Origin of the sequence: Corynebacterium sp. KPL2680, assembly GCF_040225675.1 — a bacterium.
In the GTDB taxonomy this organism is placed as follows: domain Bacteria; phylum Actinomycetota; class Actinomycetes; order Mycobacteriales; family Mycobacteriaceae; genus Corynebacterium; species Corynebacterium rhinophilum.
Map to the genome: position 1 here is coordinate 104910 of NZ_JBEHFM010000001.1, position 13158 is coordinate 118067.

At 63.8% G+C, this 13158-nt stretch carries 12 protein-coding genes and 1 pseudogene; 7 read left to right on the forward strand and 6 right to left on the reverse strand.

Annotated features, from left to right (window positions below; genetic code table 11):
* The first annotated feature begins 51 nt into the window (after positions 1 to 51).
* The 3 genes from ABRP66_RS00510 (at position 52) to ABRP66_RS00520 (ending at position 2702) form a co-directional block, all read left to right on the forward strand.
* Positions 52 to 915 (forward strand): MetQ/NlpA family ABC transporter substrate-binding protein, encoded by an 864-nt coding sequence (locus ABRP66_RS00510; protein WP_023016795.1) that lies wholly within the window; start codon positions 52 to 54, stop codon positions 913 to 915.
* Between the two features lie 72 nt (positions 916 to 987).
* Positions 988 to 2025: a methionine ABC transporter ATP-binding protein gene (locus ABRP66_RS00515; RefSeq protein WP_349838161.1), complete on the forward strand. Its 1038-nt coding sequence runs from the start codon at positions 988 to 990 to the stop codon at positions 2023 to 2025.
* Entirely contained in the window at positions 2022 to 2702 is a 681-nt protein-coding gene (locus tag ABRP66_RS00520) for a methionine ABC transporter permease (protein WP_005277229.1), read from the forward strand. Before ABRP66_RS00515 ends, ABRP66_RS00520 begins: the two co-directional genes overlap by 4 nt.
* On the opposite strand, the gene ABRP66_RS00525 is transcribed toward ABRP66_RS00520, so the two are convergent.
* Positions 2689 to 3561, reverse strand: coding sequence for a ferredoxin family protein (locus ABRP66_RS00525; protein WP_284770145.1), 873 nt, complete (start codon positions 3559 to 3561; stop codon positions 2689 to 2691). The two genes, ABRP66_RS00520 and ABRP66_RS00525, sit on opposite strands and share 14 nt — an antisense overlap.
* Before the next feature lie 110 nt (positions 3562 to 3671).
* On the opposite strand from ABRP66_RS00525, the gene ABRP66_RS00530 reads away from it, so the two are divergent.
* Positions 3672 to 4229: an AMIN-like domain-containing (lipo)protein gene (locus ABRP66_RS00530; protein ID WP_349838162.1), complete on the forward strand. Its 558-nt coding sequence runs from the start codon at positions 3672 to 3674 to the stop codon at positions 4227 to 4229.
* Here the strand turns inward: ABRP66_RS00530 and ABRP66_RS00535 are convergent.
* Both ABRP66_RS00535 and imuA' read right to left on the reverse strand, forming a co-directional pair.
* Positions 4226 to 5758, reverse strand: coding sequence for a DNA polymerase Y family protein (locus ABRP66_RS00535; protein WP_284796229.1), 1533 nt, complete (start codon positions 5756 to 5758; stop codon positions 4226 to 4228). The two genes, ABRP66_RS00530 and ABRP66_RS00535, sit on opposite strands and share 4 nt — an antisense overlap.
* Positions 5755 to 6417 (reverse strand): DnaE2-dependent mutagenesis accessory factor ImuA', encoded by a 663-nt coding sequence (gene imuA', locus ABRP66_RS00540; RefSeq protein WP_349838163.1) that lies wholly within the window; start codon positions 6415 to 6417, stop codon positions 5755 to 5757. The genes ABRP66_RS00535 and imuA' overlap by 4 nt, the downstream gene beginning before the upstream one ends.
* Positions 6418 to 6481: 64 nt before the next feature.
* Here imuA' and ABRP66_RS00545 point away from each other — a divergent pair, with 64 nt between their 5' ends.
* Positions 6482 to 6901 carry a hypothetical protein gene (locus tag ABRP66_RS00545; RefSeq protein ID WP_005281427.1) on the forward strand — a complete coding sequence of 140 codons (420 nt, stop codon included), beginning with the start codon at positions 6482 to 6484 and terminating at the stop codon, positions 6899 to 6901.
* Between the two features lie 137 nt (positions 6902 to 7038).
* Positions 7039 to 8126 (forward strand): annotated as a pseudogene (locus ABRP66_RS00550) (HNH endonuclease signature motif containing protein).
* 63 nt (positions 8127 to 8189) lie between these two features.
* Here ABRP66_RS00550 and guaA read toward each other — a convergent pair.
* The 3 genes from guaA to guaB all read right to left on the reverse strand — a co-directional run bounded on the left by guaA (position 8190) and on the right by guaB (position 12654).
* Positions 8190 to 9764, reverse strand: a complete 1575-nt coding sequence (gene guaA, locus ABRP66_RS00555; protein WP_284770150.1) for a glutamine-hydrolyzing GMP synthase — start codon at positions 9762 to 9764, stop codon at positions 8190 to 8192.
* Positions 9765 to 9974: 210 nt separating this feature from the next.
* Entirely contained in the window at positions 9975 to 11126 is a 1152-nt protein-coding gene (locus ABRP66_RS00560; protein ID WP_284770151.1) for a GuaB3 family IMP dehydrogenase-related protein, read from the reverse strand.
* Positions 11127 to 11133: 7 nt separating this feature from the next.
* A complete protein-coding gene (guaB, locus tag ABRP66_RS00565; protein WP_349838164.1) occupies positions 11134 to 12654 on the reverse strand; it encodes an IMP dehydrogenase in 1521 nt (506 codons plus the stop codon).
* A 120-nt stretch (positions 12655 to 12774) separates the two neighbouring features.
* On the opposite strand from guaB, the gene ABRP66_RS00570 reads away from it, so the two are divergent.
* Positions 12775 to 13146, forward strand: coding sequence for a DUF5319 domain-containing protein (locus tag ABRP66_RS00570; protein ID WP_284770153.1), 372 nt, complete (start codon positions 12775 to 12777; stop codon positions 13144 to 13146).
* Positions 13147 to 13158 lie beyond the last annotated feature (12 nt).

A 13158-nucleotide genomic window follows, 5' to 3' on the forward strand; every position in this document is an offset into this window, starting at 1 on the left:
TAGATTGCTAAACGGTCAATTTATTTAAACTCCTACATGTAAGGGGACCTCATGCAGATTCGTCGCGCAGCGGCCGCTACCGCCGCCGTTACCGTCGCCGCCACCAGCCTTGTGGCCTGCTCCTCCGACGCAGATGATGACAAGACCATCACCGTTGGCACCACCGATGATGCAAAGCAGGCCTGGGTTGCCTTTGAGCAAGAAGCCAAGGACGCCGGCTACGACATCGACATCAAGTCTTTCTCGGATTACAACACCCCGAACCAGGCCCTAAACCAGGGCGAGCTGGACACCAATAACTTCCAGCACCTGAAGTTCCTGGCCGAGTACAACCACGGCAATGGCACCAACCTGGTCCCCATCGTCGCCACCGAAATCGTGCCGCTGGCGCTGTTCTGGAAGGGCCACGACTCCCTCGATGGCATTGAGGGCGAAGAAGTTGCCATCCCGAATGACTCCACCAACCAGGGCCGCGCCATCAACGTGCTGGTCCAGGCTGGCCTTATCACCTTGAAGAAGGACGGGCTTATCACCCCAACGCCGCTGGACATCGATGAGAAGAAGTCCAAGGTCAAGGTCGTGCCGGTCGATGCAGCCCAGACCCCATCCGCGCATGGCGAGGGCACCCCGGCGATTATCAATAACTCCTTCCTGGAGCGCGCCGGCATCGACCCGGCCACCGCCGTCTTCCAGGATGACCCGAACTCCGAAGAGGCTGAGCCTTATATCAACGTCTTTGCCGTTCGCGAGGAAGACGCCGATAACGAGGACATCAAGAAGCTCGCCGAGCTGTGGCACTCCGATGCGGTACAAAAGGGCGTCGACGAGGACTCCGCAGGTACCTCCGTCGAGGTCGAGCGCACCCCAGAAGAACTCCAGGAAATCCTGGACAAGCTCGAAGCAGATTTGGACTAATCACCCTTGCCTTCTACCCCGCCGGTTTTCACCCCGGCGGGGTTTGGCACTTCCTCACTAAGGACGCAACCCGTGGCAGATTCCACCCAGAACGGCACTCGCATTGAGTTCCGCAATATCACCAAGGTCTTCCAACAGAAAAAGGCCGAGGTCAAAGCTCTTGACGATGTCTCCTTGACCGTCGATTCCGGCGAGATCATCGGCATCATCGGCTACTCCGGCGCCGGCAAATCCACCTTGGTCCGCATGATCAACGGCCTGGATACGGCCACCTCCGGCGAGCTGCTGCTCGATGGCCAGAATATCGTCGGCATGTCCGAAAAGAAGCTGCGCGGCATCCGCCGCAATATCGGCATGATCTTCCAGCAGTTTAACCTCATGAACTCCCGCACTGCGGCGGGCAATATTGAGTACCCGCTGCAGTTGCAGGGCATCGGCAAGCGCGAGCGCCAACAGCGTGTGCAGGAGCTGCTGGATTTTGTTGGCCTGGGAGATAAGGGGAAAAGCTACCCGGAACAGCTTTCCGGCGGCCAGAAGCAGCGCGTGGGCATCGCGCGCGCCCTGGCCACGAATCCTTCGCTGCTGCTTGCCGATGAAGCCACGTCCGCCCTCGACCCCACCACCACGCAGGAGGTCCTCGACCTGCTGCGCCGGGTGAATAAGGAGCTCGGCATCACCATCGTGGTCATTACCCACGAAATGGAGGTCGTGCGCTCCATCGCGGATAAGGTTGCGGTGATGGAAAATGGCCGCGTCGTAGAACAAGGCAGCGTCTACCAGGTCTTTTCCAATCCCCAGACCGCCGTGGCCGCCAAGTTCGTTGCTACCTCGCTGCGCAATGAGCCCGACGTGGTGGAAACCGATGACCTGCTCGTTCATGAAGGCCGCCTGTTTACCATCAACCTGACCGAGGAATCCGGCTTCTTCGGCGCCGCCGCCAAGCTGAAGGATGCGGGCGTATCCATCGCCGTCGTCCACGGCGGTATTACCACCTTGCAACAGCACTCCTTTGGCAAGCTCACCGTGCGCTTGAGCGGTGACGACGCCGCCATCGAAGAGTTCTACCGCGCCCTATCTGCCACCACTCAAATTGAGGAGATTGAACGATGAACGTCAACTATCTCGCCGCCGCCGACTGGGACCGCTTGGGCGGATCGCTTGTCGATGCCATCGTCGACACCCTCATCATGGTCTCGACCACCCTCGTCGTCGCCGGCATTTTGGGCCTGGGGCTCGGCATCTTGCTCTACACCGCCCGCCCGGGCGGCATCCTGCAAAATAAGGCCGTCTACCTGGTGGTCAACCTGCTGGTGAACTTCGTTCGCCCCATCCCGTTTATTATTTTGCTGGCGTTTGCGCAGCCACTCACCGTCGCCGTGATGGGCGGATCCATCGGCCGCGAACCGGCCACCTTCGTGATGGTCATCGCCGCCACGTTCTCCGTAGCGCGCGTGGTGGAACAAAACCTCGTGGCCATCGACCCAGGCGTTATCGAGGCCGCCCGCGCCATGGGTGCTTCACCGTGGAAGATCATTACCTCCGTGATTATCCCGGAGGCCCTCGGCCCGCTGATTCTGGGCTATACCTTCCTGTTTATCGCCATCGTGGATATGTCCGCCATGGCCGGCTACGTCGGCGGCGGCGGACTGGGTGACTTCGCCATCGTCTACGGCTACCGCGCCTTCGAGTGGGAAGTCACCGTCGTGGCCACGCTTATCATCATCGTGCTGGTGCAGGCAGCGCAGTTCTTTGGCAACTGGCTATCCTCCAAGGTTATGCGCCGCTAATAAGCTCCACATCCGTGGCCACAAGCGCCTTGCCGGTCTTGGGTGCGTCGCCGCAGGAAGAAACCACTCCTTCCACGGCGCGCTGCTCGAGCGTCACGCTCCACCGCCGGCCATCGGCATGCGTGACCACGGGGCCCTGCTTTTCGTCTTCTGCGTAGAGCTGGCCGTAGTAGAGGTCCTCAGAGGCATCGATAAGCTCGCGCGCTACCGCCAACTCCGCCACTTGGCCGCGCGGGCCGAAAATGCCGCGCCCGCGATTGACCGGGTAGAAATATTTCCCTTCCGCCGCCGCCGCAATCATCTGCGCGGCGGCTTCCTTATTCATCCGGCCAAAGGAATAGGCCCACGGCATGAGCATGACCGAGGGCGCGAAGCGGTGCCCCTTCGTGTGCGAGGTCTCCCACACCATATCCGGGTAATCCTCCACCAGCTCCGCGGCGAGCGGGCGCCCCTTCACGGCGCAGCACTTATCGCGCTTAGCATGGGTGCACACCAAAACCAGGGGCGTATCGAGGGTTCCTCCCCCATTGCGGCCCGGCGCGGAGAGATCCAGATCCAGAATCTTTTCCGGGCCGGTCAAAAGGACCAATTCCATCACGCCCTGCTCAGCCCACACCAGGTAACACCGGTGCATGGTGCCGATTTGGCGGCCATCGCGGCCGGGGCGGCGAATCAATTGCAGCCCGGCCTGGCCCTTGAGTTTTTTCTTCAGTTGGGCCGTGAGTTCTGGGCCAAAAGTATCGCCATCAAGCACGTCGCGCGACCAGCCGCCGGGCCACTCAAAGAGGACAAACACGGACTCTTTTTTCGCTGTGCCGGGCAACGGTTCCACCTGGTAATCTGAACAGAAATCGGTCATGTACCCTAGCCTAACCCGTCTGCAACTCAGCTCACATATTTGGCAACAATTCGGTCAAGATCTGCCCCCAACGCTAGGCAGTAATTAATGGAAATTATACTCTAGTGGTCATGTATAAAGCCCGCCTCTCAATCCTGCTTGCCGCCGCAGCCCTCCTCACCGGCTGCAGCACCGAATCAGCGGATGACACCACCATGGCGGCCTCTGTGGGAAACTCGCACATCAACCCGCTGGGTGAGGCGGATATGAGCATGAAAACGCTGCGCCCAGAAGCCCCTTCGGAGCTCGTGGTGACCAAGGTACGCGTGGGCCAGCACGATGGTTTCGAGCGCGCCGTCTTCGAGCTCGAGGGCGAGGGTTCCCCAGGCTGGTTCGTGGATTACGCCGATAACCCCAAGCAGCAAGGCTCCGGCCAACCCATTAACTATGCCGGTGATACCGCGCTCAATGTCAATATCGATGGCGTGGTCTATCCGTTTGAGGCCGGCATTGACGAGCCGCGCATCGGCATCGTCGATGCCCCCGCCGGCGGCGTTATTACCCAAGTGGTCAACGGCCGCACCTATGAGGGCCGCAGCCAGTTTGTCATCGGTATGAACCAGCGCAAGCCTTATTCCGTGCAGGTGCTAGAAAATCCCACGCGCCTCGTGGTAGATATTCGCTCCTAATACGTCGCTTCCACGCGCCAGCGCCCCTCTGACCACACCAAGAGCCAGGCGCGCTGGCGTTGCTCCCGTTCAGCCTGGCCCACAATTTGTAGCCGCGCCGCGTGCTGCGGCTGTTCGGTCCACCACTGCGTATCCACCGGCCACGGCCCAGCCCAGCCGATAACGCGGTAGCGGTGCGCGCCCCACCCGAGTGCCACGGGCACAGAGGATAGGAGGGCCTCGGCGGTGACGATGACGTCCCGCGCGGCGGCATCGATAAGCCGAATGCGCGCGGCCGGGTGGTTCGGCCCGCCGCCTAGGCGGGCGGGAAGCGGCGCGGGGATCCTGCCTGGCCAGCTGCCCTGCGGCGTGGCATCGCGCTGCTCCCCATAGGGCACGTACTCGATGCGCTCGGCCACCCCACGGCCACCGGCGGCCCGCGGCTGCAAGACGCGGTCTATGCCCAGCTGCGATTGCACGCGCGAAATCACCCGCTTGACCTGTTCCTGTGAGGCATCCCCGCCCCAGAGGCCATCGGCCTGCGGCCTAGCCACCTCCACCGGCTCAAGCACCAGCCGCACGATCGCGGCACCGTCCTTGCCGCTCGACCGCGCCGCCGTAAGCCACCCATCCAGCTGCCAGCGCACCCGGTCCGCGGTCGCCTGCTCCGTGAGCGCCTCATGAGTGCGCCATACCCGAGCCACGGTTTCGCCAGTAGCCAACTCCGCCACCACGCGCAGGCGCACGCACACCACTTCCGCCTCCGCCAACCGCACGTGCAGCTGCGCGGCCAGTTGCCGGGCCACGAACGCCGCCGCATCCACGCGTTCGATGGATTGCTCGCTGCTAACGGACAGGTCAGGCCGCGCCATTTCCGGGGATACTCGCCGGTCCGCCCGCGCGTGTGCTACCTCGTGCGCGCGTTTTCCCTGCTGCCCAAACCGGGTAACCACCTGCTTAAACGGCAGCTCCGCCACATCACCTAGCCGGCGCACACCCAATTTCTGCAGCTGGACCACAAATTCCGCAGAAAACCCCAGCGCGGCCTCCGCGGCTAAAACGCTCACGGGCTGGGCGGCCAAGAAATCCCGCGACTCGCCCTCCGGCAACACCGCGCCTACCCCGTGGTGCCGGGCCGCGATGATGGCCGTGGCAATCTCGTCTGCCACGCCGAGGGTGGAATCAAAACCGGCGTGCGCGGTGGCATCGGCAAGCATCTCCAGTGCTTCTGGCCCGTGATAGCGCAGCGCCGCGCCCGCATCCACGATGGCCAGGCCGGGCCGCAGCACCTCCACGGACGAGGCCACGGCATCCAGGCCCGCCGCAATCTCCGCGAAGGCCGCTCCATCCCTATCCGGGTTCGCCTCCACCACCTTTACCTCAGGACAAATCGCTTGGGCCTGGCGCAGGCGCATCCCGCGCCGAATGCCCGCCCGGCGCGCCGCACTATCGCAGACCAACACCGCGTGATTGCGCGCGATCAACACCGGCCCTGCCTGCCCAACCGCCTGGATGGGCCAATCCGGAAACCACACCGCAGCCGCCCTCATACGGCCGCCAACCTGCGGGGCTCGCCCATGGTAAGGCTCCCGCGTGCGGTGCCCTTTTTCGAGTCCACCGCAAGATCAATATCCACGCCGCGGATGCGCCCGCTGCCCTTGCCGATGCCCCGATACGTACTCACCTCCGCCCCAATGCGCACCGCGGTGCCCGGCAGCCGCGCACCCACGGTCAGCACCGCGGCCTGCCCGCCGCGGATCTTCGCCCACACCGGCCGCGCCTTGGCCAGGCTCAGCTCGCCGGGCGGGCCGTGGTGGATGATAAGGTCCATGCCCTCTGCCAGCACGCTGGTTACCGCCCATGCCTCCAGGCCCGGATCGGGGACGGTGACCACGTTGTTGAGCTGCCCCATTTCGGCAACTTGTGCGAGAGAAAGATCCGGCCACCCCACTAGCCCCACATGACCCCCGTGGGCCGTAAGATGGCAGATAAGCTCCACCACGAGCGCGGGACACTCCGCGCACGAGACCACCTTCCGCCGGGCGAGCCCACCTGCGGGAAGTAGCCGCGCCAGCTGGGGAACGGTATCTACCAGCTCGTCTTCGTCTTCCTGCTCCATCGCCTGCATGCGGGCGCGCAGCACCGCAACGCGGTCGGACCTATCCAGCCCTGCCACCGCTTTTTCTAGGCGAACGTTCGTTTGACTCACCCACACAGTATGAACCCTCAACCGGACACATGCAACTGTATGTTCGAATGGTAGTCTTAAGCGCATGAACCTGAACGAGGCCTACGGTGCTATGCGCGAGAATCCAACCCCCATCCCCACCCCGCCGTGGGTGCGCCTCGGATCCTCCATCCTGATCGGCGCCACCGTCGCGCTACTGACCACCCGCACCCATTTCTTCGCCACCCTATCTGGGGCCGCGGTCTGCCTCGTGGCGGCATTCGTCTTGGTCTTTGCCCACCCCTACCGCCGCGAGATGCGCTCCTATGCTGACCGGCACGATGCCGATCTCATCCCCACCATCGCGCAGCTAGTACCGCTGATGATTCTATGGCTTCTCATCATGCTCGCGCCCATCCTGGGCCTGCCCGCGTGGGGCTCGGCGCTGGTGTGGGTTGCGGTCTCATGCATCAGTTTTATCGCCTTCCCCCACGTGGATGGCACGCGCCGGCTGGCCTTTGTCTAATCCATGCGACACTGCGGGGACTTATCCACAGGATTTCCCCGGGTTTTCGCGCTGCGGATCCGGGTTATCCACAGTTTGTGCCCTTGCGGTTGCCCTACCGATTGAGCGCGGGCTAACACCGCCCTAGCGTAGGCGGCATGAACGCACTCGAGACCTACCTGACCGCCCTCGCGCCCGGCATGGACATCATCGCCGCGTGCCGCGGGCTCTCTGGGTCTGAGCTCATGGAGCGCGGCGCGCCCGATGCCATCGCCGCCGACCTGCTCCTTTTATGCGAAAGCTACTACGGCCGCACCGCCTTTAGCCGGATGCAGCGCCGCGCCATTGCCGATGCCCGCACCAACGCCCACCCCATTGCCCTCCTCGCCGGCATCGAGCGCGTAGTTAATCGCGCGCCCAGCAAGAAACAGGCGTGGGAGCTGCGTGCGGAATGCTGTGCGATGTCTGCGGAGATGAGCGCCATCATCAAACACGCCCGGCGCCGGGTGCGCGAGATGAAAAGTCCACGGTTAGCCCCGGCGTGCGCACGTACCGGCGGCCCAATGACTACTGGACGCTTGCCATTACGGGGACCTCTCGCTTCATTGCGGATCTGCAGGGCGCGATTACGGCCACTGATAAAAAGCCGCTGCAGGCGGTGGAAGATATCTTCTTCGGTGCCGGCAGCGCCGCGCGCTCCACGGTGGTCACCAACGCCGTCGTGCCGCTGGAGAAATTCATTCGCATCCGCGATGGCCACGGCGATGACGTGCAGCTCGATCTCACCAACGGTGCGACCATGTCCGGTACCGAGTACTTGCGCCGCGTGCTTAACGATGCCGGCTATTCCGCCCCCGGCCCCAGCCCCAACGGCAACGGCGACGCCAGCGGTAGCGGCAATGGTGACGGCGAAACGGGCTATGTCACCCTCGTGCATCCGGTAGAAGGGCCGGTCAACCTCTACCGCACGGCGCGCGTGGCCACCGATAAACAAAGAATGATGGCGGCCGCGGAAAATCCACGCTGCGCCTGGCCCGGGTGCAACCAACCGGCAGATCTATCCCAGGTCCACCACCTGACGGCCTGGAGTCGCGGCGGGGAGACCAATATGAAAAACCTCGTCGTGTGCTGTGCTTACCATAACGGCATCAACGACGACGACCCCAATGCCCCGCCCCGGCGCGGGCGGCTAGAAAGAGTGGGCGGTCGCATCGTCTGGCGGCCACCCGTAACACCCCGCAACTAGCCGCAGGTATGCGAAAAGGCGCTCAAGTACTGAGCGCCTTCTACGCATGCCGTTTTGTGGGTTTTACTCCCACTCGATGGTTCCCGGTGGCTTGGAGGTGCAATCCAAGACCACGCGGTTGACGTCCTTGACCTCGTTGGTGATACGGGTGGAGATCTTCTCTAGCACGTCATACGGCAAGCGGGTCCAGTCCGCGGTCATGGCGTCCTCGGAAGATACTGGGCGCAGCACGATGGGGTGGCCGTAGGTGCGGCCATCGCCTTGGACGCCGACGGAGCGGACATCGGCAAGCAGCACGACCGGGCACTGCCAAATCTGCTCATCCAAGCCGGCATTGGTCAGCTCGGTGCGGGCAATAAGATCCGCCTGGCGCAGAGTCTCGAGGCGCTCCTCGGTAACCTCGCCGATGATGCGGATGCCTAGGCCCGGGCCCGGGAAGGGTTGACGGCCGACGATCTCTTCCGGCAGGCCCAACTCGCGACCCACCGCGCGCACCTCGTCCTTAAAGAGCAAGCGCAGCGGCTCGACGAGCTCGAACTCGACGTCATCCGGGAGGCCGCCAACGTTGTGATGCGACTTAATATTGGCGGTGCCATCGCCGCCGCCGGATTCAACGACATCCGGGTACAAGGTGCCCTGGACGAGGTAATCGACGGTGGAGCCGGCGGGGGCATCGTCAAGCACACCGGCCACGGCGCGCTCAAAGGAGCGAATGAACTCCGCGCCGATAGCCTTGCGCTTTTCCTCGGGGTCGCTCACGCCAGCGAGCTTCTGCAGGAAGGCCGAACGCTCGTCGGCGGTAACCAGCTTGGCGCCGGTCGAGGCCACGAAATCCGTTTCAACCTGCTCGCGCTCACCCGCGCGCAGCAGGCCATGATCGACGAATACACAGGTCAGGCGATCGCCAATGGCGCGCTGCACCAAAGCTGCAGCGACCGCAGAGTCCACGCCACCAGACAGGCCGCAAATAGCGCGGCCTTCCTCGCCTACTTGGGTGCGGATATCCGCGATGAGCTGCTCGGCGATATTATCGGCGGTCCAGTTTTGCTCCAGACCGGCGATCTCCGTGAGGAAGCGGGTGAGCACTTCTTGGCCGTGGGGCGAGTGCAACACCTCTGGGTGGTACTGCACGCCGGCCATCTGCTTGGCCGGGCACTCCATCGCGGCGACTGGGGCACCGGCGGAGGTTGCGGTTACATCGAAGCCCTCGGGGGCGGCGGAGACGGCGTCGCCGTGGGACATCCATACCTTGTGCGTGGGCTCGAGGCCCTTGTGCAGGATGCCGCCCTTGACGTCGATATCGGTGCGGCCGTATTCACGCTCACCGGTAGACGATACGGTACCGCCGAGGATGTGGTTCATGGCCTGGAATCCGTAGCAAATGCCGAAGACCGGAACGCCAAGCTCCAGCAGCTCAGGCTTGAGCGCTGGGGCGCCATCGGCATAGACGGACGACGGGCCGCCGGACAAAATAAGCGCGGCGGGGTCTTTAGCTTTGATTTCCTCGATAGAGGCGGAGTTGGAAACAACCTCGGAGTAGATTTTGGCCTCGCGCACGCGGCGGGCAATGAGCTGCGCGTACTGAGCGCCAAAGTCCACGACGAGGACTGGGCGCGGGGTAGTATTTGGCTTAGTCACGCCCCATAGTCTAGCCCATAGGCCCCGCGGCCTAGGAAGCGCTTGCCCATGTAGCGCATTGCGGCGGCTTTCGCGCCGTGGTGGCGCGGGGCGCGCAAGCGAATCGGGGTGCGCAAGGGCCCCTCTTGCGCAGCAGCGCGGCTGCGCGAGATGAAGCGATTCGGGGCGTGCGGCGCGGGCTTGCACGGTGCGAGGCGCGCCGCACGCTACTTAGTAGCGAACCGCGAGCTCGACCTTCTGGAAGGACTTCAGGTCGGTGTACCCGCACTTTGCGAGGGCACGCCGCAGCGCACCCACAAGGTTGGTGCGGCCGAATGGTTCGCTGGATGGGCCGTGCAGCACGGTTTCCAGGCTCGGCGCAGCCGCGGGCTCAGCGTCGCCTGCGGTAAGGAAATCCACATCGAGGTCGGTATCGACCCCGGCGAACTGCGCGTATCCGCGCGGGAACCGCGGGTGGCCTGCTGTAGCCGGCCAATACCATCCCCTACCGCCTGCCTCACGGGCCTGGGCAAGAAGGGGGCCGAGCGCAACACTATCGGCGCCGCAGGCGAAGGCCTTGGCGATGGTCCCGGAATTATCGAATTCCGCATCCGCAATGATGTGCACGTAGCGGCCCTCGGTCTCGTCAAGGTAGTCGCGGCGGGCGGCGGCGGCATCGGCAATGGCGGTGGCCATGGCGGTATCGATGCCGACGGTTTCCGCGTTGGTCGTTACGCCCGCGCCCACGATGACGCCGGCCGCCCCGGTGCGCATCAGGTGCAGCGCCGTGGTGTAGTCCGCCACGCCACCGGCGATGACGGGTACTTCAAGCGAGCCGATAAATTCCTTCAGGTTCAGCGGCTCGCCGCCGGTGGCGACGTGCTCTGCTGACAGCAAAGTGCCCTGGATGAACAGTAGCTCGGCTCCGGCGGCAATGGCCTTCGGCGCCATCTCGCGGGCGTTTTGGGGCGAAACGCGCACGGCGACGGTCACACCGGACTCGCGCACTTGGGCAATGCGGGAGGCAAGGAGGGCATCGTCAAGCGGGGCGGCGTGCAACTCCTGAATGGTGGAGTTATCGCCCGGCTGGGAATAGATGCGCGCCAACGCACCCTCGAGGTCCTCGTGGCGGCCCCACAGGCCTTCGGCGTTGATGACGCCGAGCCCGCCCTGCCTGCCCATCTCGATGATGAACTCGGGCGTGGCGAGCGCATCGGTGGGGTGCGAAACGAAGGGGGTATCGAAAGTATAGGCATCGATATTCCAGGTGGTATCCACGTCCTTGGACGAGCGCGTGCGGCGCTGGGGGACGATGGAGACCTGGTCTAAATCAAAGGTGCGGCGGGCCTCGCGGCCGATGCCGATTTCGGCGTATTCACGCATGTTTGTCCTAGCGGTAGTTCGGGGCTTCGGCGATTTGCTGCAGGTGGTGCGGGTGGGATTCCTTCAGGCCCGCGGCGGTGATCTGGACAAATCGCTTGGTCTTGAGCTCATCTAAGGTGGCCGAGCCGGTATAGCCCATGGCCGCGCGCAGGCCGCCGATGATTTGGTGCACGATGGCATCGATCTCACCGCGGAAGGGCACGCGACCCTCCACGCCTTCTGGCACCAGCTTGTCCTCGCTGCGTACGTCGGCCTGGAAGTAGCGGTCCTTGGAGTAGGAACGCTTTTCGCCGGAAAGCCCGCGACCCTGCATGGCGCCCATGGAACCCATGCCGCGGTAGCGCTTGTACTGCTTGCCCTGGTACACCACGATGTCACCGGGCGCCTCAGTGGTGCCGGCGAACATGGAGCCCAGCATGACGGTATCGGCACCGGCGGCCAGCGCCTTGGCGATGTCACCGGAGTACTGCATGCCGCCATCGCCGATGACCGGCACGCCCGCGGGGGCGGCGACGGCTGCGGCCTCCATCAGCGCGGTGATCTGCGGCGCGCCGACGCCGGCGACGACGCGGGTGGTGCAGATGGAGCCCGGGCCGATGCCGACCTTGATGGCGTCCGCGCCGGCGTCGATCATCGCCTGGGCGGCCTCGCGGGTGGCGAGGTTGCCGCCAATGACATCGACCTTGTCGCCAAAGTCCTTCTTCACGCGGGAGACCATTTCGAGCACGCGGTTATTGTGTGCGTGGGCGGAGTCGACGACGAGGGCGTCAACGCCGGCATCGACAAGCGCGGCGGCGCGCTGATAGGACTCCTCGCCGGTACCAATGCCCGCGGCAACCAACAGACGGCCGGAAGCATCCTTGGAGGCGTTGGGGTACTGCTCGGATTTGACGAAGTCCTTGACGGTGATAAGGCCAATGAGCTTGTTATTTGCATCAACAATCGGCAGCTTTTCTACCTTATTGGCCGACAGCAGCTCTAGGGCCTCGTCCTTGGACACGCCCTCGCGCGCGACGACGAGCGGCATCGCGGTCATGACATCGCTGACTTTGCGGTCAAAGTCCGGCTCAAAACGCATATCGCGGTTGGTGCAAATGCCCAGCAAGGTGCCGTCCTCATCCACGACCGGCAGGCCGGAAATGCGGAAGCGGGCGCACAGGGCGTCGACCTCGCCAATAGTCATCTCGGGGCGGGCGGTGACCGGGTCCGTGACCATGCCGGACTCGGAGCGTTTGACGATTTCTACCTGCTCGGCCTGCGCTTCCGCAGAAAGGTTGCGGTGCAGCACGCCGAGGGCGCCCTGGCGCGCCATGGCGATGGCCATGCGGGCCTCGGTCACGGTATCCATCGCTGCGGATGCCAGCGGGACGCCCAGGCGAATATTGCGGGTAAATTGCGCGCCGGTATCGACCTCGGAGGGCACGATATTGGACTCGGCGGGCAAAAGAAGCACGTCATCAAAGGTCAAGCCGCGCAGGGCTACCTTGTTCGGGTCATCTCCACCAGTGTGAATAGGGTAATCGCTCATCGAGGTATCTCCTTAAACAGGTTCAGCGGCTACCCCAACTGTAGTGCGTGCCCGGCCAAGGACACCATTCAGGCTAGGGGTTAATTGCCTTAAGCGGGCAAGTTCAATAGGCTCGCAGGCGTGAACTTCTTCGCCAATATGCCCCGCGATCCTTTTGCAGACGATCCGAATGACCCTGCGTCCTTCCTGGAGGAGGACGAGCAGGTCATGCCGCTTTCCGATGAAGACCGCCTCGCCCTCATCCACGATCTCGCTCGGGTAGAGAAATTCGCAAGTGTGCTCGGCCCACGCGGGATCGATGGCATCTTCTTCTTGTGTGAAGACTGCCAGGAAAACCACTTCTACGAGTGGGACATTATGGCCGCCAATATGCGCGCCACGCTGGCGGGCGAGCTCGCCCCAGTGCACGAACCGGGGGCAGAGCCCGACCCGCGCCGCTACGTGCCGTGGGACTACGCGCTGGGCTACGTCGACGGCCTAGAAAACCGCTAGGGCGTGTAAGTC

Bases quoted from the DNA above. Each gene is read 5' to 3' on its own strand.
- guaB (WP_349838164.1), bottom strand. From the start codon at position 12,654: ATGAGCGATTACCCTATTCACACTGGTGGAGATGACCCGAACAAGGTA.
- ABRP66_RS00530 (WP_349838162.1), top strand. From the start codon at position 3,672: ATGTATAAAGCCCGCCTCTCAATCCTGCTTGCCGCCGCAGCCCTCCTC.
- ABRP66_RS00510 (WP_023016795.1), top strand. From the start codon at position 52: ATGCAGATTCGTCGCGCAGCGGCCGCTACCGCCGCCGTTACCGTCGCC.
- ABRP66_RS00525 (WP_284770145.1), bottom strand. From the start codon at position 3,561: ATGACCGATTTCTGTTCAGATTACCAGGTGGAACCGTTGCCCGGCACA.
- ABRP66_RS00560 (WP_284770151.1), bottom strand. From the start codon at position 11,126: ATGCGTGAATACGCCGAAATCGGCATCGGCCGCGAGGCCCGCCGCACC.
- ABRP66_RS00545 (WP_005281427.1), top strand. From the start codon at position 6,482: ATGAACCTGAACGAGGCCTACGGTGCTATGCGCGAGAATCCAACCCCC.
- ABRP66_RS00520 (WP_005277229.1), top strand. From the start codon at position 2,022: ATGAACGTCAACTATCTCGCCGCCGCCGACTGGGACCGCTTGGGCGGA.
- ABRP66_RS00535 (WP_284796229.1), bottom strand. From the start codon at position 5,758: ATGAGGGCGGCTGCGGTGTGGTTTCCGGATTGGCCCATCCAGGCGGTT.